This is a genomic window from Bacteroidota bacterium (genome assembly GCA_030706745.1).
Classification (GTDB): domain Bacteria; phylum Bacteroidota; class Ignavibacteria; order Palsa-1295; family Palsa-1295; genus PALSA-1295.
In genome coordinates, this window is record JAUZNX010000006.1 from 40,445 (window position 1) to 62,669 (window position 22,225).

Genomic DNA, 22,225 nt, shown 5'->3' on the forward strand with positions numbered 1-22,225 from the left:
TTTGCTCTGAAATATCTTCTAAAATTGAGTCCGCGCTAACAGGCCGCACGGCTGCTTGGTTCGGATGAACTGCATCCGCGCGGCCGGCGCTGATTCCTAGCGCTGGCTGATTCCTAGCGCTGAATGATGACAGGCACCTTCCAAAGCGACGCGCCCGAATGCCCAACAGCCTCGTACCGTCCTGGAACGAGCGACGAGACATCAAGTGGCTGCTCATTAACGATCTTTGTTCGCAGCACCGAGCGTCCGAGCATGTCGAGTAACTCCACGGTCGCGCCTTCGGCGGCACCATCGATTCGAAGTGCATTCGCCGTCGGATTCGGATAGACTATCACGGCTGAATTATCCACGCCGGTGGGATCGACTCCGCCATTGGCCACGCCGGTGCCGGTCAGCGCAATCTGGAGTGTCGAACCATCATCCATTGTGAGTATCGCTGTCGCAGATTGCGGACCAAGGTTCGTTGGTGCGAATTTGACGCTCACAAAGGTATTCTTGCCAGCTTTGACTACAAACGGCGTGATGGGAGTCGGTACACTGAAATCCGGACCATCCTGCGTGACAGCAATGTCGGTCACCGCTACATCGTTACTGCCAGTATTCGAAAGCTTGATGCCGAAGCTCGGTGATGCGCCTAATGCAACATTGCCGAAGTCGTACGAAGTCCGCGAGAGCGAAAGTGTGGGCACCGGCGCGTTGGACTGCGCCCATGCCGTGATTGCAAAGTTGAGATAGAGCGGCAGAGCGTTACCGGTGGGCGTAAAGTAACCGTCCATGATCCCGGTCGTCCGAGTGCCTCCCTGAAGGTTGATTCCGATGAAGGTCGAATGGGCATTACTGAGCGAAGGAGTGTGTACGGCCTCGCTATCAGCGCGAATAATAAATTGCGAGGTGGCAGTCAGGTTTGTGCCGCTGGCGACAACGCGCGGGAAGAGCACCACGTGGAAATTCTTGGTCACAAGCACATGTGGGAATCGGAATTTCAAGTTTACGGCCCCCGAGGCCTGCGGAGCCGGGATGGTCAGCGCCGCGAAGGGTTTTGCCGTCGAGCTGAAGATGTTCACGAAATGAAATGGGCCACCAGCCGTCGTGATAACTGTATCCGGATAGATCGCGATCGTAAGACTGTCCCCCACTATTCTATCCAAAAGAAAATTCAAAGAATCGAGGTATCCTGAATCATTGGGTAGCGTAAAGCGCTCCGCCGCTGCAACAGCATAGAGGTTTCCGGCCTGAAATGGAAATAGCCAATCATGCGCGGGCGCCGTCCCATCGAAATACGATATAGAATCTGTTGCCCCGAGTGGAGCGAATCCCGCCTGCCTAGCGGGTGCAACCGTTGCCTGTGAGGCCGGATAAGACTCCTGCAACCAAGGCACACCAGACTGAACCATGGTGGATGAACCGGTCGGCTCCGGGCCAGCCGTTGCGTTCGTGACGGTCAACGTCCTTTGCGCCGATGCGGTCCCGACTGATAAAAAGCAAATCACGAGGAAGGATAGGAAAGTACGAAGAAGGACTTTCATAGTTGTCTTGAGTTTAGCAAATGAAGCAGCGCTGGATAACACTGTTCGACCAATACTTATTCCGAAGATTCCGGATGCGGACGGCTGAAGTCCGCATCCGGAATGGCCCCCTACCGTTGAATAATAACCGGGTACCTGACTTCGCTAGACAATGTATGCACGACTGCCATATATCGCCCTGGCATCAGATGACTAACGTCTATCGCTGTGACCTCTGGTGAGGTGAGCACGATGCGCCCGAGTACGTCCAGAAGATCGATGCCAGTGACGCGGAGGCTGCGCGGAAGCGAAACACTCAGAAGATTCGATGATGGGTTCGGAAAAATTGAAATGCCCTTCGCGGGAGTAATCGTGTTATCCACGGCGGCACCGGCTGCAGCGACAAATGCCTCCACATACAAGTTGCTATATATTGGAAGTATATCGCCGGGAGGAGTAACATTGCTGTCGATTACACCTGTATATCCCAAACCGTTTGCGGCAATGATATACGTAGATTGGGTATTCTCCAGTGTTCTTGCACGGGTCGCCTCGCTATCCCCAAGGATCGAATATGAGGAGCTAAATCCCGCGCCGTTACTCAGAGGGTTCGGAACCACAGTCACGTGAAAATTCTGCGGTACCGCTACATGGGGAATGGGCACTGAGATCCACCCTGACCCTGAAGTCTTTGAAGGATAAATCACCGCAACATAATAGGGATTGAGGGTATTATCAAATACCGTTTCATCGAGATGCTCAGGTCCGAACGGCCCATCGATCACAGTGTCAGGATCCAAGAGGACGGCGATACTATCACCTGCAAGTGCACTGAAATCAATACGAATTGAGTCGACAAAGCCCGCATTGGAGTTCAAAGTGATTCGCTGGCTAACGGCGATCATGATGGAAGAACCCCAGAGCGACGGGATGTCCCAGGAGTGAGACGGCGTCTTTGAATCGAAGTAACTGTATGGCTCATCCGCTGCGAGCGCACGATCGCCGTGTTGAAACCTCCCGCCGCTGTTTTGCTGTCGCCAGCCGTGGAGCGCGGACCCTTGCCCGATCGCCGCGGCCGATTGATCGATCGTTTGCGCCACGGCGACATCCGATAAAATCCAACATACCGAAGCTAATAGGAGAATGTGTTTCATGTTGCGTAAGATAGAAGGAGGCGTGATTTAACCTACCCTCAAAGGGCTTAGTTCAGCGCAACTCACTCCACTACGAGCAGCCGCCGCGTTGCCGCAAAACCGTTCGATGTGATGCGCAGGAAATACGCGCCCGATGGCACGCCAGCGAGATTCCACTCGATAGCATTCTCCTGCGCCCCGAGCACGAGCGACTTCCGAGCGCGCATTTGGCCTAGCACATCAATGATTTCCGCGCTCGCAGTCAGCGACATGATGGCATTGCGCTCAATCGTGAAGTGAAGTGATCTATCCACAACCTCCACTTGCGAGACATCGATCGGAAGATCGCGTAGCATGTTTCGGATCGTTTGCTGGCCACATAGAAATACCACAGTGAGATTCGAAGACGGTGTGGAGTCCACCAGTGCAATGCACGAAGCCGGAAGATCGCCGGAAGCCAACAAGGTGTCATGCACGAGACTTATGGCGGTACTATCATGCTGTGCGACATTAGTATGAAACTGTATCGTCGCAAGCGTCGGACGGTCCACGACCGGACTCATCGCAAATGTTTGCAATGCATCGCCATTGGCAAGCCGGACTGAATTCGTCTGATGGACATCACTCTCGATAGTACTGAGATAAGTCAGCATGTCATCATCGTGCCGAAGGGTAAAATCAAGTTCGGCGAGTCCCGGTGGGATTGCGGCTTGGCGTGTCAGTTGGATGGTATAGGCCGTGCCGGCAATTGCGCTGGTCGCTGGCGCGGTACCACTCACCTGCGTGAGAGCAAGCGAAAAGTGCGAGGGATAGGAAATGCTCGCTTGCAGTGGCAAAGTGAGTTGACCCAAATCGGAGTTGCTATTGAAGAATACTACTCCGCCGATAGTCGCGGGCGCTCCGGTGGTATCGGGTGCAAGGTGCAGCGTTACCTTCTTCGAATCACCTGGCAGGATTACCAAAGGATATGTCGCATCGGTCCTATAGGTCCCGTTGGTCCCCGCAATACTATCGCCAAACACTCGCAGCGTATCGCAGCCGGTGTTCTTTAGCCATACCGCCGTGTCGCGCTCCTCGCATACACGCAGACTGCCAAAGTCCACCGCCTTAGTGCTGAGCGCGGCAATGCGCGATCCGTGCGTGACGTGTGCCACAAGCGATAGCGTTCGATCCGTTGGATCTTCGCCAAACACGCCTACACCGTGCACGTGGAATGCTGCATTGAAGAGGCCGGTATCGTTACAGCGAAATCGAACGCTCACGCGCCGGGATGAATCCGGGGCTAGCGAGACATGAGATGTGTCCGAAAGCACATAGCGGCCAAGCGAATCGACGCCAATGTCCGAAAGCAAGAGTGTATCGCAGCCTTGGTTCGCAAGCGTGAACGAGAGCGTCGTATCCGCGTGGCAGACGGTCATCGTGCCGAAATCGAGCAGTGAGTCCTTGAGAGAAAGAAGCGCCGCACCGCGAACGCTCGTGCCAGCAAGCGAGAGAATTGGATCATAGGGAAGTCCCATCGAGACAACATCGATCTCCGCGGTTCCGGTAGCGGCACCCAAGTTCACTGGTGCAAAGCGAAAGCGAAGCGCAACCGAATCGCCGGGAGGAACGATGATTGGGAGCGAATCGCGAAGCCAGGAAAATCCGGTGCCGCTCATATAGAGACTTGTGATCGTATCCGGCGCACAGCCGTGGTTCGTGAAGACCACCGACGTATCATGCGAGCCGATACAAGTACTGACCGGTCCAAAATCGAATGAAGATGCCATTGATTGAAGCTCCGGCGAGGCGGGGGTTGCTGCAATATGAATGGAGAGAATCGTATCGAACGCGACGCTCGTCCCAAGATAGTAGCCGCGAAGTACTACCTGCACATTCCCGTTCGCGTTCGTATCGTGTGGATCGAATGCAAAGGGAAGCAGTTGGTTGTTGGATCGAACCGTATCCGGAAGCGCATGCTCAAAACGTAAGCGGTTGGCGAGAGACGGCGTGACCGTCACATTCGTAATCACGAGTGACTGGCACGAATCAATGCTGACACGTCCCGTATCGAGCACCAGATCGCAACTTCCTTGCATTGCTTTTGGAGCCACGGCGTAAGCAGTCGGAGGGCTGGTCACGATAACCGTCCGCGTCTCCGTCCAGTCCGAGCAATGCCAGGTATAATGGAAGAGAAGCTTGAGCGTGCTCGATGATGGCGTGACGCGCGGCGAATAGTCGATCCATGTTGTGTCTCGCTGGCCGGTATTAAAAACGAATGATGTTTGCCCACGCAATCGAAATTCTTTGAGCGTGTCGCTTTGGATCGAAACCGTTGTGCTAATGCTATCGACCGTTGCGGCGAATGGGATTGGAATACTGACCGGGCATGACGAAGAAATCCTCAACGAATCCGATGTCAACAAGTAGGAATCGAGCGGACCATGAAGCATCCCATCGATGCCACTTGTGAGCAGATAAAGTTGATTCGCAATCGGCCAAACCAAATAATTCCCCATCGGACCGAAGACGGGAATGTGAAGGTGAAGGTAATTACCACTCTCAGCATTGAATGATGTCAATTTCCATGTCGTTCCAGCATCCACTGAATATCTCGTTGTCTGATTCCCATTCTCAAGATAGACAACCTCCGCGTTTCCTTCAATTCTGTTAGGATAAATTGTGAAGCTATCTCTATTCTCCTGCCAGCTTAGGCCATAGTCGGTGGAGCGATAGACACCGTAAGTATCCAAAAACATAAAGACCTTTGTACAAGTATCACCATAACAGTCAAAACGTGGTGAGTGAATACCTGTGCTCGTCCATGTGATGCCACCATCGCTCGAAATCCTCGCCGGAAAGTAAGAGTCTGTCCAGAGGCAGTGAAGACGATCGACGCGCGCAAATGTCGCGCCCCAAGCCCCTTCCGGATTAATGTCATAGTGGAGCGTTCGAACTGTGCCAGTTGGATCGCTATAGACATCCTGGGCATCGCCAAGTCCGAGTCCCGAGTAATTCCAGGTCGCGCCAGAATCGGTCGAGACGAGAAGATCGGGTCCGAACGTAGCGGCATACAGCTTTCCGCCGATAAATCTAATCGCATTGATGTACTTGACTCCTTGAGGAAGAATGGCCGCTTTCCATGTCCTCGTATTCGAAGTATAGAAAATGCGTTCAGTGTCCGCAAAATCCGTGGGAAAGTTATTGCCTGGACCAAGCTTGTAAGTGACAGACACGGAAACGATCCCGTGAAGCGTATCAAAAAAGAAGAGGCCATCGATAGAGCCACCTGTAAACGGATCAGTATCAGGCCAAGGAATAAATGGCAGTGTGGCAATCGACTCGCCCTGAACGGGCACAACCTGCGCGCATACCAGAGGCGCATGAAACATCGCAGCGAGTAATAATGCGCCTGTGATAAGCCTGATTTTAGAATAAACGTAGCACATTGGGATAAAAGTAGCCGGAAGCCATTTCAGGCTTCCGGCCCATATTGTTACGGTTACTTCACAATCAGCATTGTCTTATTAATGATCACGACACCCGATGGGAATTCGATCTGATAATAATACGTGCCCGCAGGTAGCGTGCTCGCGGTAAAATAGAAGAAGTGTTTTCCTGTATAGGTCACCTCTTCCTTGTCGCTCAGGACTTCCTTGCCCATTTGATCGACGATACGGATGGCGGCAATGCCTTCGGCCGTAGTCGTATATGGGATCGTCGTCTTAAATCCCGTTGAAGCTGTTACCGGATTCGGATAATTCTGGCCGCCCGTGCTGATCGTGCCGGTCCGCAGGAATTGCTGGAGCGTGTGATCGCTGCAGGAGTAAATATAGCGGAAGCCCGATCCCGCGTCATCGATCGATGCAATGCAGTCCGGCGCAAGACCCAGCGCGTTATCGAACGTGATGTTCGAAAGCGTAAGCGAGGTCGTGGTGGAATCCGAAAGATATACGTTGAATGTGAGCGTGCCGATCGTGTCGCCGGCGGGGATTGGGCCGAGATCGAAGTGCTGTACTTGTGCTGTGCTCGGTCCGCTGGCGCTCGCGGGCGAAAGTCCGCGCGCATAGCCGAGCAGATCGTCGTTGTGTGTGAGATCGAAGTGCAGGCCGCTCAGCCTCGAATGATTGCCCGTTAGCAGCACATCGAACGTCACCATCCCGCGGGCCTTCGCGCTGTCCGCTGCGGAGAGCGAGAGATGTACATGCGAGGGAACGATGATGCTCGCGGTCATTGGAATCGAGATTGCGCCCGTGTCTGAATTGCTCGCGAACGATAGGAGCCCATTCATTCCGTTCGTGTCTGCTGTGAGATGAACGGTCACTCGCGACGAACCATTCGGCGGAATCACAAGCGGAAAGAGTGTGGCTGTGGTGTATGCGCCGTTCGAAAGCGAATCGCCGAAGACGATTAAGGTGTCGCACCCCGTGTTGTAAAGCGTAATCGTCGTGTCGCGGGATTCGCAGCGGTAGAGCGAGTCGAAATTGGCCGAGGCAAGGCTTGCGGAAATAAACTTCTCGCCCGAAAGTCCCGAGCCGCTCAGAGCGATGGCAGTTTTGCGCACGGTGTCCCCGCCGTGAAGGCTGTGCGAATCAAACAGAAGTTGAGCGGTGTGCGGGCCTTTGGTGCGCGGCGAGAAGTGAATCGAAATGATGGCCACAGAGTCCGGCGGAAGCTGCGTGGGCAACGGCGTGAGCAGTGTAAACGTCGGATCGCCTTGAAGCTGTCCGTTCGAGAGCGAGAGAGTGTCGCAACCGGTATTCTTGATAGTGTCGAAGACCGTTGTATCTCCCGCGCAGAAGGAGAAGCTGCCCGCCTGCAAGGACGTGCTGAGCACATTCAGAATGCCGGTGCCATGGACACCCACTCCAGAAAATCCAAGTTGTGGAGTTTGGGTCAGTCCCATTGAGACGACCGTGAGCTTCGCCGTGCCGGTAAACGCGCCCGAATCCGGAGGCACAAACCGAAAGCGTAGACGCACCGAATCGCCACTCGCAATAACGATCGGCAGTGAGTCGCGAAGCCAGGAGAATCCCGCGCCGAGGGTGTTTGCGTCCGTTAGCGTATCCGATGTGCAGCCGGTGTTTATGAACATGACGCTTGTATCACGCAAGCCAACGCATATACTCAGCGAATCGAAATTGAATTGTGTGGGTGAGGATAAAAGACTAGGAGGCTCAGGGATTGCAATCGCCGTGAGTGTCAGGATTGTATCGAACACATCCGTCGAATCCGGCAAGAACTTCGCGCCGAAAATATGCAAGTGCGCCGTAAAAGTCCCTGCTTGGCCCAGAGGGCTAAATTGTAGAAGGAAGGAATCGGCCACTCCGCCGCCAAGTGTAATCGGAAAGTGTTTTGTCGCAATCGAGAATCTCCTTGAATCATCGAGAACGAGCGAATCGATTCGCAAAGCGGCTGGACATGAATCAGAAAAGACGCGAACATAGAATTTACTTTTGGCACAGGCCGCAGGAGACGGAATCAAGTCGGCACTAAAATGCTTGTTTTGCGATGAATATTCGCTATCGTAAAGAGTTGTCCTCCACACGCCGCCAGAATCGTCGCATGCAAAAACTGTGATGCCCCCAGCACACGATTGAATGACAGCCATGCGGTTATCGGGACCATAGTACCTTGGGCCGCCAATGGCCTCCCATGTTGCACCCAAATCACGAGATCTGTAAATACCACCACCAGTTCCCGATGCGGAAGAGACTTGAATAAATGCATCTTGGGATGTTCCTTGAACATCACCGGTGACCCAAAACGGTAAGGAGTTGATATCTAACCATGTGGCACCATTATCGGTCGATCGAAAGACATGTGCTCGACCACTAATCTGCATTTCAGGGACGACGAGCATGTTAGTTGTTCCTTGAAAGGCGTGTAGTCCCCAACTGTCACCAATCCAAAGTGAATTTAGCTGCCATGTTGCTCCTCCATCGTTTGTAAAAGAGAGATTCCCATAATAACTATTTGTTGCTCCGTGTTTGTAATCCGTAAATCCAATAGTAGTCTCGGACCTATACGTACCTGTGCCGAGTTGAGCATACCTAAATGAATTTCCATTATCATTAGAAATATGAATCCCATATGAAGTCGAGAAACCGCCTGTAATAAATAGAGCTGGTTGTGCCGATTTCGGATTCGTCTCAAAAACAGACCATGCTTGCCCAGAATAACTCGAAACGTTGGCCCAATCCAAACCCCGATTGGTTGAATGAAGCAGCCCTTCGGTAGGATCTAAGGAAGTAGCCCAGCCTTCGTTTGAATCCTTAAACCAAATTTGCGTAAACCAATTACCAGCTTGAATCGCAGGTTGAGTTACTTGCTTCCACGTATTGCCTCCATCGGTGGTCCTCACAATTATTTCCGAACTCTTTGAAGAATAAGAGACCAGACCTTCGTCACTATTGAAAAAAAAGCATGCCCTTGGCTGTCCGGGCAATTGCGAAACATGGTGCCACGTGACGGCCTGTCCCGTTAATGGAAACACGAGCAAAGGCAAGGAGAGCAACAACCACTTCGCGAAGGGTATTTTATTCATCATTGATAAACGAAGAAACCAATGCCATGTCCTCACATCGAGGGCATGGCATTAAGTAATTGATCTACTTAATAATGAGCATCGTGCGGTTTACGATGATGACGCCAAAAGGAAATTCGATCTGGTAATAATACGTGCCAGCAGGCAGTTCGCTTCCCGTAAAATAGAAGAAGTGCTTACCCGTAAAAGTGACGTCCATATTGTCCTTCAGGATTTCCTTTCCGGTCTGATCGACAATACGGATCAGAGCTGTTCCCTGGCCCGATGTCTCAAATGGGATGGTCGTCTTGAACCCTCCATTCGACGTCAGCGGATTGGGGTAGTTCTGTTCACCATTCGCTCTGGGCGCGAATTGTGCCGGAGCCGTTCCCGATGAAATTTTGAGCGCCGGATAGTGATAGGTTACCGTTCCATTATCCCCTGATGAACTGGTCCAGTAGGTAATAAACGTGCTCATGGTGCTTATGTCACAGTCTTTTCGCGCCAGTCCGAAGAGGACCGGTGCAAACTTTGGTTGATTGGGATGTGCGAGGGGAAGGCGCGGCAATCCCCGCTCCCGCGAGGACGCCACTACAATACACGATTTGGGTTGAGGCTGTGCTATCGCTACCGGCGGCTTTAGGCTGGTTGAGACGGCTCTGTTGTAAGAAACAATGCTCATAAAGTCTGTCTCCGAAATAAATTTCAGAATCGACAGACGACAAGTATCACCTTACGCGCTGTTGCTTCTACCTCAACAGACCTTGCATCGTGTTCGATGCGCATCATGGTTGATCGATATCATGCCTGATGCTCCCGGTGGCCGGGCGTTACCGAAGCGCTGGAGAACCGGAGACCCGGTCACGCATTGGCAGGGATAACTACCGTTCAATGAACCTCATAGGTTGAGCAAAAGATTCTCGCTTCGTTACAATATGTCCGATCTAACTGAAACTGTGGAAATGGAGTAGTGAGTGAGTACTCCTCTTACAATCTTGGCCCCAACCTGCCCATTCAGCCTTGATTATGAATTTCAGCCGATGAATTATGAATAATAATTAAATCATCGCAGAAGTATATATTTTTATGATGTTCATGCAACACCGAAGGGGTCGAATAGCGTTGTAATAGATGGAAGGGGTACTCTTCGCGAATTCCGATTCGGTGAACTGGGCTGCACTGCGCACACTGATGCGCTTCCATCTTAAATGGCTGCACAACTTGGGACTGGCGGAAGAAGAAAACCCATCAGAGTATTTTAGGAATCCGAAGGCTCTTCGGCTTGACCATCGGGAGAGATGTCAAGATCGACGCTGGGCTGCTCCTTTTTCCGGAGTTCGGCTCTCGGTTCTGGTTTCAGTTCAGCTTTGGCTTCGGTACCAGCCTTAGCTTTCTTGCCAGCCGGTGAGAGGACCATGGACATTGTCCGGCCCATCATGGAAACATTCTGGTCGATCTTCGCGATATCTTCCATTCGCTTCCAGAAATCCGTAAGCAACTTCTCGCCGAACTGCTTGTAGCTGACTTCGCGTCCCTTGAACTGGACGTAGGCCTTGACCTTATGCCCTTCTTCGATGAAGGCACGCGCATGGCGAACTTTGAACTCGAAATCGTGCGTATCGGTGCGAGGGTGGAATCGGACTTCCTTCAGAAGCTGCTGATGTGACGCTTTTTTTGCCTGTTTATCCTTCTTCTGCTGTTCGTATTTCCACTTGCCAAAGTCGATGATCTTGCAGACAGGTGGCTTTGCATTGGGGACAATCTCGATCAAGTCGAGCATCTTTGCACGTGCAATTTCCAGCCCTTCTTTCGGCGACATGACGCCGATCATTTGGCCTTCGGAATCGATAACGCGAATTTCCGGGACGCGGATATTCTCGTTCATGCGCACGCCGGGATCGCGGCTTGGCATGACGCGGCTGAATCGCTCCATGCGCTTGGAAACCTTTGCAGGACTTGGTCCGGCTGGACGTAATGTGGTGCGCGGCGGTCCAACACGCGGCGTGAGCACCGCTGCGGCTGTGCCAGGTGCACTCGGAGTCGCGCCAGGCGCGGCTCCGGTAGTGGTGGAAGTCCGAGAGGGAGTACGCTTTTTGAGCGTTAATCCGCCAACGCTGACAGGCGTTGGGGTCTTCGATTCAGGAGCATCGGAGCCGTTTGTTTCTACATCTGGCGCCGCAACCGTATCCAAATTGTTCAAATAGTCGCTAGTTCGTTATAATGATAGGCCTCGAATGGATCCCTGCAAAGACTATTCCGGAATCGCGCATTCAACCTGGAGGACGGCTAATGCCTCCTCCAGCGAAACCGTTCCGGTGTTGCCCTTTCCGTGCCGCCGGATGGCGACCGCGCGAGCTTCGCGCTCACGCTCGCCCAGAACCAGCATGACTGGGACTTTCTTCAGTTCATGATCGCGAATGCGGGCGTTGACCTTCTCGCTGGAGGCATCGAGCTTCGCACGAATACCCATTGATTCCAGCGCGGCATAGACTTCCTCGGCGTATGCTTCCTGAGCATCGGTAATGGGCAGGACAACAACCTGCACCGGTGCAAGCCATGTGGGGAAATTGCCTGCGTAATGCTCGATGAGCAAGCTGCAGAAACGCTCGAACGATCCGAACGGCGCACGATGAATCACGACCGGACGATGCTTTTGTCCGTCCGCACCGATGTATTCCATGTTGAATCGCTCGGGCATGACATAGTCAACCTGAACGGTGCCAAGCTGCCATGAGCGGCCGATCGCATCCTTGAGCATGAAGTCGATCTTCGGCCCGTAGAATGTTGCTTCTCCAATACCGATGGTGTATTCCAGGCCCATGGCATCGGCGGCTTCGCGGACGTCGCGTTCGGCACGTTCCCACTGTTCATCGGAGCCACCATATTTATCGACGTTCGCTTTATCGCGAAACGAAAGCCGCGCGCGAAATCCTGTGAGCCCGACTACCTCGCTGACATACTTGGTGAGCGCAATAACGTCACATAACTCATCGCGCAGTTGCTCTGGCGCCATGAACAGGTGAGCATCGTCTTGAGTGAAACCGCGGACGCGGCTCATGCCGGTCAGTTCGCCAGACTGCTCGTAACGATAAACGGTGCCAAACTCCGCAAACCGCACCGGCAGATCTCGGTACGAGTGCGGCTTAGAATTGAACATCGTAAAATGATGCGGACAATTCATCGGCTTCAGCAGGTACGATTCGTCTTCGAGCGTGATCGGTGGGAATTGGCTATCCTTGTAATACGGATAGTGTCCGCTGGTTTTGTAAAGCTCAAGACTTCCGATATGCGGAGTGATTACTTGCTCGTATCCATGCTTGCGAAGAACCTTCTTGAGAAATGTCTCAAGAGTTTGCCGAAGCGCCGCGCCATTTGGTAACCAAAGTACGAGCCCCTGACCGACCTTCGGCGATATGAGAAACAGCTCGAGATCCTTTCCAATCTTGCGATGATCGCGTTTCTCCGCTTCCTCGCGGGCGGTAATAAACTCGTCGAGTTCTTTCTTCGTCGGAAAACTCACGCCATACACGCGGGTGAGCATCGGCCGCTTTTCATCGCCGCGCCAGTAGGCACCGGCAATCGAGAGCAGCTTAGGAAATTTGATTTTACCAGTCGAAGGCACATGGGTGCCACGGCACAAATCGACAAAATTACCTTGCTCGTAAAACGTGATCGGCTGGCCCTTCAAGCCATCGAGCAATTCAAGCTTGAGCCAATCGCCCTTCGCTTTGAAGTATTCGATAGCCTCACTATATTCTTTCGAGATACGACGATACGGCACATCGCGCTTCGAAAGCTCGTACATCTTTGCCTCGATCACAGCGAGGTCCTCTGGCGTGAGTTTCACTCCAGCAGGAAGCTCCATATCGTAGTACCATCCATTCTCGATGGGTGGTCCAATGCCGAAGCGGGTACCGGGATAGATTGCCTCGATTGCCTCGGCCATCAAATGTGCACTCGAATGCCAGAAGATGCCCTTGCCTTCTTCATCGCGCCACTGAACGATCCGAACCGATGAATCTTGCACGATCGGAGTCGCAAGATCGAATGGAACGGAGTTGACGAAAATCCCAAGCGCGGCATCCGCCAGCCGTGGCGAAATCGAGTGGGCGATCTCCATGCCCGTTGTTCCGCGCGGATACGTCCGCTGCGAGCCATCGGGCAGCGTGATCGTAATCAGCCCTTCATTCGAACTGAGCGAAGGATCGAGCATCGTGCGCGATGCTCCAGGCGCGGGTATGGCTTCTGGGTTCATCATTTGTCGCACTAACCCGCGTGCGGCAGAAAAAGGCTCCCGAACAGAAGCATTCTTAGTGCGCTTTCATCATCCGAATGGAATGGGTCTTATCGTGCATGTGACAAACGACGATGTATAGCCCAGCCGGCAAATTTGCTGTTTCAACTACCGCTTCCCGATCTTTCCATAGGACTTCGGACGTTGTGGAGCGACCGAGCACGTCCACAATCTCTACGCTGGTAATAATCCGATCCGGGTCATCAATGCTAATGCGATCCTCGAATGGATTTGGATGAACTTGGATTGGACTTGACAATGCCGTGGATGAAACTGAAGATGACTGTTGTATGATCTCGACGCCCCATAACTCATCTTCTGTGGTACCGAGGCAAACCTCGTCGCTGGAGTCTCCGATCTTCAACCATAGGTCATTCAGAGCCACGAGTGTCATTCCGGCATGCCGACCATGGACAGTGAAAAGTGCCGATCCCATATCCAATGGATTCGTAGGCGATGACGATACATTCGTGATTGAGAATTGCAGGCTATTACCATGAGGCACAACAGATGACGCTGTCCAGCCAAGGGGGGCGACATATGATAGATAGGTCAACTTGGTGGAATCGAAGGAGATCAATGCTGTGAGACTCTTGAGATTACTCCAGGAAGCCATAAGATAGGCCTGGGCACTCAGATCCTCCTGGAGCGGCATCGTGACCGATTCGCCGAGCGCACCACTGCGAATGGCAAGATGCTGATATGCATTGCTACCAATAAAGGGCGAGGAGGATGTGCCCAAAAGCGATAACGTGGTGTCGTGCATCACACCACCAAAATCATATCGGATATGCAACAGACCTGTATCGATCGATCGGCCTCTCGGAGCGTAGCGCAATGGAATGCTATCATTCGGACTCAGCACACGCGGCAATTTTCTGACATCGTTGATGCGGAATGTTTGTGATCCATCAATCCATATCGAATCCAGCTTAGATTGTTTCGGCAAACAGCCAAGGATTCCAAGGGGCAAGGTTGAATCCAACGATCCACTGCAAGCAGTTCGGAGAAAGGTTCGCTCAGTCGGCAACAAAAGCGTTGGTGGAGTGCTGGCGCTTGCCCCGAAGAGTCCAATGATCGTATCGATGGCACCGGCCCCAAGATCATATCGAAGATGAAGCCAACTCGTGTCAGCTCCGTTTGGATCAGGCGCATAATGGAGTTGAATGCTATCTTTGGGCCTCAGGACTCGAGGGGTCGACCGGAAATCAGAAATTTGGAACGCCGCCGAGCCACCGATCCAAGCAGTATCTAGCTTGGTCAATGCTGTCAGACAGCCAATAATGGAAAGGGGAACGGCGGTATCAAGTTCGGTGCAGATGCTCCACATGAACTCCTCAGGATTCACGGAGAGTGTAGCAGGAGTCCCTCTGTTTGTACCCATGAGTTCAATCGATGTGTCGCGAGTTCCTGCACCAAGATCAAAACGCATATGCAGCCAGCTAGTATCAAGCAAATGGTTGGAAGGAGCATAGCGCACGCCAATACTGTCTCTTGCACCTAAATAGCGTGGGGACTTTCTAACATCATATAGTTGAAAAGCAGATGATCCTTCGATCCAAGCACTATCCAGCATCGCCGTGGAGGGAAGGCAGCCTTCGATCCCGAATGGAACGATGGTATCAAGTCCGGAGCACCGAGCCCACATGAACATCTTCTCATTGATAGATAACGCCGATGGACCGCCGCCACCTGATCCGAAGAGTGAGACTGCAGTATCTCCGAACAAATTCCCCGAATGAAATCGCAGGTGCAACAGACTGGTGTCCGGCAAGTATGTATTCGAGAGATACTCTAAGCCAACAGAATCATCGGCGAAGACCAAACGGGGCACCCTTCCAAGATTCTTGCCGCGGAACGCGGTTGCCCCACTAATCCAAACACTATCCAAAGAAACGGCCGATGGACCGCAACCTTCGGCCCAAAAGTGAACGGCCGTGTCGAATGGAACACAACCATGCCCATTGATTTTTTCTGATGATGTTGAGAGCGCAAACGTGCCAGGACCCCGCCAAAGGTAAAGAGCCATTACTTCGGAATCGGAAAGTGCGCGATCGTAAAATCGCACCTCATCAAGAATGCCAGAATACATATCCTTCTGGTAGTTGCCTTTAATCGCCATTCCGAGCGGATTCATGGATCGACCGATTGGCGTTCCCTTTGCGACCTGGTCCTCAAGGACTCCATTGACGAAGATTTTCCAACTGCTTTTACGATAGACCCCTACAACATGGTACCACTGCCCAGCCTGAGGCCTGGTGGTTGAAAAAGTCTCGTGATTCGGCCAGCTGCAGCCGAACATGAAGCTCCCGCTGATGTCAATATAGAGACCATAGTCCCAAGCATCTGAACCCTTCACAACAAGTGCTTGGTATCCGCCTATGCTGCTCGGCTTGACCCATGCGGCCAAGGTAAGAGCACTGTCTGTAGGGATATCGAATGCTGATGAGAACGGCACAGCGATCCAATCGGAGCCATGGAATTGAAAGGCCGAATCGTAAATGCCGGCAACACAGGTTGGACCTCTCACAAGCGTGCCATCATGTCCATTGCCCGTATGATCTTTGGCTGAGCAATCGCAGAACGGCCAGTAGGCTACGAGCCCAGTGTTGAGGTCCTGGGCGAAACTGAGACTCTGAAGACAAACCAGGGCAACGCAGACATTTAACGAGATGACCCCAAATTTCTTCATCGGTGATTGGGATTAGATTTCGAGGGAAAGAAGTGGCCACGGCCTTAGAATCGTTCCATTTGAAAACATTTCAATATTAATAATTTTGGATTCGACTTGCATCTCCTGGAAAATGTATTATCTTCGTCTATCGTGAAAGATAGATTTCACGGATACTGCTCCACAATTTAACTCTCAGACGTTATGAAACATCATACGATAGTAACGATTCTTGGGTTTCTCGGTCTAACAATCATCGCGCAAGTGTCCACGTCTCAGCAAACCTGGAGGACCGTTGCTCCGATGAACACACCGCGGTTTTACTTCTCTATGGTTCCTCTTCAGAATGGGACCGTTCTTGCGATCGGTGGAGAAGACGTAAATGATAATCCGATTGGCTCCTGCGAATTATACGACCCAGCCAGCGGGATATGGACTTACACTGGATCCCTGGCGGTGCCGCGAGGAAGAGGCTGCGCCGTTGTTCTCTCAAGTGGCAAGGTTGCGGTCTTTGGAGGCCAAGTCAGTGCCTCCGTTGCACAGACAGATCAAATCGAGGTCTATGACCCCGCAACTAAGACGTGGAGTAGTGGAGGTCACCTATTACTCGCGCGACAGAATGAAACTGCAACATATGTTAATGATAGTAGCATTGTCATAATTGGCGGCCTGAGCGCAGATGGAACTACAGCATCATGCGAAGTATACAATTCTTTGACGATGTCGTCTCGGGCAATTGCATCGATGCACCAGAATCGGCATGATCACATGTCACTTTTGCTCTCCAATAGCAATAATATTCTCGTGGCTGGCGGAAGAGATGGTGGTTCCGGCTCGCGGTATTTCAGCGAGTGCGAGATGTATGATCAGGAAAATGATGTATGGACAGTGATGACACCCATGCAGCAGGCACGGATCATGGGTGTTCTGGCACAATTTCCTGATGGCTCAATATTGGCCGCCGGCGGAAGGAACACCCCATCGACCTCCGCGCCTGGCTCAGAATTATTGGACACCGCTTCACTTCAATGGACGACGATAAGCCCGATGCTGCAACCTTGCACGGTCAGCGGCAATGTCATGCTTCCTGATGCACGATACCTTATGACTGGGGGACAAATTGGTGGGGTGTGGTCTATTGAAACAGATAATATTACGACTCCGACTTGCGAGTGGTATGATCGACCGAACCAGAGATGGTATTATGCTCCGACTCTTAATCTCTCGAGAGACAAACATGTCGCCGTGTTCCTTCATCAAGGTGTGAACAATTCTTTGCCCTCTGACATGGTCATGGCAGCCGGAGGACTCGTTGGCATCCCCATCGTGGACTCATTCCAACACATGACAACCGTAAATCCATATATTACTAATACAGTCGAAGTCCTCGACGTCTCCCCTCAGGCTATGGGTTATTACATCGCGCATCAGCCAACCACTGCCGGAGTAGGCCCCCAGACTGCTTCGACCCAATCTCATTTCGAAGTGAGGTACGACGCTGATTTCAACTCCATTCTCTTCTTCGAATCCGCCCAGAGCACAGTTGGGCTTCTGGAAGTTTATGACTCTCGCGGCGCACGAGTTGTTTATCTCCAATCAAACTTGGGACCCGGCCCTTATGAGATTCGTGCGAGTCAACTCTCTCTTCAATCTGGAGTCTACTTCGTTCGCATGACATTCGACAATTTGGTCCAGACCGCAAAGCTAGTAATTGCAAGATAGATTGGACTTTGGTTTTCATTGGAACTAGCGCCTCTAGTATCTAGAGGCGCTTTCATTTCTGCCTACACTAATAAGCCCAATCCGGGGGCTTACCCGAAAAGCTAAGCTTGAGAAATCAGGCTCTTAATCTTTGGCATGGCCAAGTGCTTCTCAGTGAGGAAGCAAAAGTTCTCTGAGTCCGAAATGATCTTTTTGACCGGTCCGATTAATCCGGTCTTCACCATTTGGAATGGCCTATATCCAAATTCTGCAAGATAATTCTGCACTTCTTCAAACGTGTAGCCAGCCAAGCCCATCATGAGCTCGTTCATTTCCAGAACCAGCGGGGGAGCCGAATTCCGAAGAAGATTCGGCATTCCGCGCAAGGCAAACAATTCAGCGCCTTCAATGTCGATATTGACCAGATCAACTGTTTTCACGCCTTCTGACTCAAGGAAATCATCCAGACGAATTGCCTGAATTGCGATAGTCTTTTCATTCGGTGACCGACCCAGGATCGTACTTGCGTTGCCACTCATTCCTCGATCCGGATCAGTGATGACAAGCGACTTAGCTTCATCGCTCAATGCTTTAGTAACCAGAACCACCTTGGATTCCAAGTGATTAAGCGCGATTTCGCGTCTAATTCTATCTGCAAGTCGAGGAAGGGGTTCGAAAGAGTAAACCTTTCGCGCATAGCGGGCGAACCATAATGTATGTTGTCCCACGTTTCCACCAATATCCAATACCACATTCGTATCCTTCATCAAGGCAAGCATCACCTTATCATATTTGGCCTCATATAGATTGTAATACATGGTATATTGTGTCCAATCATCCACGTCTAGTATCATTCGCCCTCGATCCTTCGTCATGACTTCCTCTGTAGCAGGCTCGCTTAGGAACCTGTGAAAGAACATCATGATAGGATAGCGACCCACTTTTATTGGTGTATAAGTGAGATACGCTCTAAGAGAGCGACGGAGGAGCTTTTTTATCATTGAAGTAATTGATGGAGCACGATCGTGAAGAATTGAGCGGGATTTTACATGCACCTTACGCAGATGGTTCCTTTCCGATAGTCGAATGCTGTGACGATTGGAATATGCTGAATCTACTTAAGGTCGAGCAGATACCCAAAAATATCAAACAGCCCACGATTCAGTAATTGCGATGGTACAACCTGAACCTCCTTGCGAATATAGATTAAGAATTGAACGGCCTGGACCGCACTTGCGACAACGAAAGCGATCGCCGCACCTGTAATACCGATCGTCGCAAGCAGGATCGTCGCAAGAATGACGTTAACTATCAGACTCAAAACAAACATTCGAAAGAGCTCCTTGATCTTTCCCATGCCTGACATTGCGACTCCAAAGACCATTTGGATTGGGAAGATCGTAATCGCCATTAGCAGCAACCGAAAAATTGGCACGCTGGCATCGTACTTCGTCCCATACAACAAATGGAATAGTGTTGGAGCCACGATCTCCAGTAGAATTCCTGCTGGAATCATCACCAAATAAAGCAAACTCACACTCTTTTCGAGGATCGCTCGAAGTGTAGGAATATCTTTGCGAGAATAGTATTTACTCGCCGCGGGAAAGACAAACAGTGTCATCGTTTCGCGTACGACGTCGAATCCACGGAACAGCATTTTTGCTACTCCATACACTGCTGCCCCCGTTGCCCCTGCAAACCCTGAAACCACAAGCGTATCAAAATTTTGCTGAGCTGTCGACGCAACTCCCATCGCCGCCTGATAACGAACGAAATTAGAGATGCGCGAAAGCATCGAACGGGAGTACTTTGGACGAAACTTGAGGAATGGTCGAACGAGTATCGTGGCGACGACTGAAGATAGCAGACCAGTTGCAATCGTGACGCGAATGACATCGGTCGCAGAATGGACGTGTCCCGAGGTGAGCAACACAACGAGGACGATTGCGGCCATTCCGAAATTGGCAAAATCGACGAAGAATATCTCCTTCATTCGAAAATTGGTCTGCAAGACTTTTGCAAACACGACGCGCGGCATTGTAAAGATAGCGAAGAGGGCGAGCCAGGGCAGAAGCTGCGTCAAAGCAGCAATATTCAAAATCGAAGCAACGAAGGAGCTGAAAATAAGGAGTATTGTTAACGACACCGACAAAAACGCAACGAAAAGGGCGACAGTCGTCGTCACTAATTCCTCTAGATTCACATTCGGCTCTACCCCGAATTTCACAATCGCCTGTAGAGCAAATCCGTCCGAGAAGGTGAAGAGCATTCCAAACAGAGCCTGAAAGACTTGTAGGGTGCCATATTCCTCTCTCGGGATCGCGCGCGCAACCATGATCAGGGCAATCGCATAAACAAGCGGTAGCGCTCGCGATGCAAATGCCCACGCCCCCTTTCCGAGATGCTCGCTAAATCTCACGGTGTTCTGCGCTCAGGATGGAATTCTTGATGTTCGGCACGGTTGCAGGGTGGAAACGGTTACGAGGCGCGCAAGTTTCAAAGTCATCATGCATATCACAGCAAACGGTCAACTCGAAGAACTGCAAATTGCCGGGCACGCGACGGCTGAAGCGACTCACACCATTCCCATTCGGCATCCGGAATGGACTGATTCCTATCGGTCTCTGGGCCGCACCGGCTTGACTGTAAGCGGCGCAGGGTTCGGGTCCTATCGCGTCGATCACCGGGTAGCGTCGCATCGTGCCGCATTGGCCAAAGCAATTCGAATGGGCGTCAACCTGATCGATACCTCCTCGAATTACGCCGGCGGCAACGCTGAGCGTTTGATCGGAGAAGTACTCGCCGGTTTGGTGAAGCAAGGGCTTACCAAACGCGATGAAATGGTCGTTATCTCCAAGGGCAGCTATATTCAAGGGGCGCTCTTCGAGGAGATTCAGCTCCGAGCCAATGCCCCACATGCCGACTACTCCGCTGGCTCTGAACTTTCGGACCTCGTGCGCCACAGCAACGGTCTTTGGCACTCGATTCACCCAGACTTCCTTCGCGATCAAATCACCGCTTCGCTCGACCGCCTTGCATTGCCGGCAATTGATGTCTATCTTCTCCATAATCCTGAATATTTCATTGAATGGGCCATCGCGGAAGGCCACCCCGAAGATGAAGTGCAAGAAGAGTACTATCAGCGCATTCAGAAGGCGTTTCGCCATCTTGAGTCTGAAGTCGAGCAGGGCCGCATTCAGTGGTATGGCATCAGCTCAAACACGTTCGTCAAGCCCGAAGGCACTGTAAATCGCACTTCGCTCGAAGCTTGCTGGCGAGCCGCTGAAGACATCTCTCCAAATCATCACTTTGCCATTGTCCAATTTCCGCTCAACATATTCGAGCATGGCGCCATCACCGAGCGAAACCAGAAGCGTGGCACACAAACCGTTATGGAGTTCTGCCGGGAGAAGAATCTCGGCGTCCTTATTAATCGTCCACTGAATGCAATCGTTGGCAAGCAACTCATACGCCTTGCAGACTTTCCTGAGCGGGAAGTCCCGCCGGAACAGGACATTGACGATCTGACACATGATCTTCGTTTGCAGGAGGAGGAGTTCTTCTCCGTTAAGTTCAAAGGCCTCACACTCAATCCCCAGTCCAGCGATGCTGTACAAAAGCTGATGACGCTTGGACGCAACCTAGACGAAGGCAACTGGCGCGAGTTCGCCAGCGTCGAGGAGTGGCAGGATATTTCCCAAACCGTACTGGCGCCGCGACTCCAATATGTCTTCGACATTCTTCGACCACTATCCAAAGACGATGAAGGGCTCTACTCCATAATGGTCCAGTATGCGGAGACGGCCGATGACGTTTTCGAGCATATATCGAACTACTATTCGAATCGCGGTCACGCTCGTGCCGAGAAGATTCATGCCGCACTCGACTCCCTGCTCCCCGCAGAGGATCACGCCCTTTCGCTCTCGCAGAAGTCGGTATTGCTGGTTCGTAGTGTTCCTGGCGTCTCGTCGGTGCTGGTCGGAATGCGCTCCGAGGAATACGTCGATGATGTCGTCTTCGGCTTGCAGGCAAAACCAGTTCCGAACGCTGAAGCGATCTGGCCTCGCATTGCGCCGGCGCAGGCGGAATAAAATGTGAAAGAACGAAAAAGCCCGCTTCGCAGCGGGCTTTTGAATACTTATGCGTTCGCGGCTTCGGCCGGAATGACACTGACCTTCCGCCGGTCCAGACGGAACCGGGAGAACTTCACGAAGCCATCTGCGATGGCGAACAGCGTGTCGTCCTTCGCCCGAAGCACGTTCGTGCCCGGATGATACTTCGTACCGCGCTGGCGAATGAGGATGTTACCTGCGCGGACGAATTCTCCGCCGAAGCGTTTGACACCGAGTCGTTGTGCATTGGAATCGCGCCCGTTGCGCGTCGATCCCATTCCTTTTTTATGTGCCATTGGAAAAT

General features: G+C 51.9%; 13 protein-coding genes. 2 read left to right on the forward strand and 11 right to left on the reverse strand.

Translation table 11 applies throughout. The annotated features are described in order from the left end of the window. Positions 1 to 113 precede the first annotated feature (113 nt). The 8 genes from Q8902_08575 to Q8902_08610 form a co-directional block, all read right to left on the reverse strand. Complete coding sequence (locus Q8902_08575) at positions 114 to 1,526, reverse strand: choice-of-anchor D domain-containing protein (protein MDP4199610.1); 1,413 nt, start codon at positions 1,524 to 1,526, stop codon at positions 114 to 116. Between the two features lie 110 nt (positions 1,527 to 1,636). Beyond that, positions 1,637 to 2,659, reverse strand: coding sequence for a T9SS type A sorting domain-containing protein (locus Q8902_08580; protein ID MDP4199611.1), 1,023 nt, complete (start codon positions 2,657 to 2,659; stop codon positions 1,637 to 1,639). Between the two features lie 62 nt (positions 2,660 to 2,721). Next, on the reverse strand, positions 2,722 to 6,009 hold the full coding sequence (locus Q8902_08585; protein ID MDP4199612.1) for a choice-of-anchor D domain-containing protein: 3,288 nt from the start codon (positions 6,007 to 6,009) through the stop codon (positions 2,722 to 2,724). 110 nt (positions 6,010 to 6,119) lie between these two features. After that, the gene (locus Q8902_08590; GenBank protein MDP4199613.1) at positions 6,120 to 8,480 is read right to left on the reverse strand and encodes a T9SS type A sorting domain-containing protein; all 2,361 of its coding nucleotides are present in this window, start codon (positions 8,478 to 8,480) and stop codon (positions 6,120 to 6,122) included. Positions 8,481 to 9,228: 748 nt separating this feature from the next. Then, positions 9,229 to 9,621, reverse strand: a complete 393-nt coding sequence (locus tag Q8902_08595; GenBank protein ID MDP4199614.1) for a T9SS type A sorting domain-containing protein — start codon at positions 9,619 to 9,621, stop codon at positions 9,229 to 9,231. Positions 9,622 to 10,401: 780 nt separating this feature from the next. Continuing rightward, positions 10,402 to 11,334: a translation initiation factor IF-3 gene (gene infC, locus Q8902_08600; GenBank protein MDP4199615.1), complete on the reverse strand. Its 933-nt coding sequence runs from the start codon at positions 11,332 to 11,334 to the stop codon at positions 10,402 to 10,404. Between the two features lie 60 nt (positions 11,335 to 11,394). Then, positions 11,395 to 13,356 carry a threonine--tRNA ligase gene (gene thrS / locus Q8902_08605; protein MDP4199616.1) on the reverse strand — a complete coding sequence of 654 codons (1,962 nt, stop codon included), beginning with the start codon at positions 13,354 to 13,356 and terminating at the stop codon, positions 11,395 to 11,397. 97 nt (positions 13,357 to 13,453) lie between these two features. Then, a complete protein-coding gene (locus tag Q8902_08610) occupies positions 13,454 to 16,129 on the reverse strand; it encodes a LamG-like jellyroll fold domain-containing protein (protein MDP4199617.1) in 2,676 nt (891 codons plus the stop codon). A gap of 183 nt (positions 16,130 to 16,312) precedes the next feature. On the opposite strand from Q8902_08610, the gene Q8902_08615 reads away from it, so the two are divergent. Continuing rightward, positions 16,313 to 17,830 (forward strand): kelch repeat-containing protein, encoded by a 1,518-nt coding sequence (locus Q8902_08615; protein MDP4199618.1) that lies wholly within the window; start codon positions 16,313 to 16,315, stop codon positions 17,828 to 17,830. A gap of 101 nt (positions 17,831 to 17,931) precedes the next feature. Here the strand turns inward: Q8902_08615 and Q8902_08620 are convergent, their stop codons facing one another. Then, a complete protein-coding gene (locus Q8902_08620) occupies positions 17,932 to 18,684 on the reverse strand; it encodes an FkbM family methyltransferase (GenBank protein MDP4199619.1) in 753 nt (250 codons plus the stop codon). Between the two features lie 239 nt (positions 18,685 to 18,923). Continuing rightward, positions 18,924 to 20,228: an oligosaccharide flippase family protein gene (locus tag Q8902_08625; protein MDP4199620.1), complete on the reverse strand. Its 1,305-nt coding sequence runs from the start codon at positions 20,226 to 20,228 to the stop codon at positions 18,924 to 18,926. An 88-nt stretch (positions 20,229 to 20,316) separates the two neighbouring features. Between Q8902_08625 and Q8902_08630 the strand changes: the two genes are divergently transcribed. Beyond that, positions 20,317 to 21,900, forward strand: a complete 1,584-nt coding sequence (locus Q8902_08630; protein MDP4199621.1) for an aldo/keto reductase — start codon at positions 20,317 to 20,319, stop codon at positions 21,898 to 21,900. A gap of 47 nt (positions 21,901 to 21,947) precedes the next feature. On the opposite strand, the gene rpmA is transcribed toward Q8902_08630, so the two are convergent. Further along, complete coding sequence (gene rpmA, locus Q8902_08635; GenBank protein MDP4199622.1) at positions 21,948 to 22,217, reverse strand: 50S ribosomal protein L27; 270 nt, start codon at positions 22,215 to 22,217, stop codon at positions 21,948 to 21,950. Positions 22,218 to 22,225: the final 8 nt, after the last annotated feature.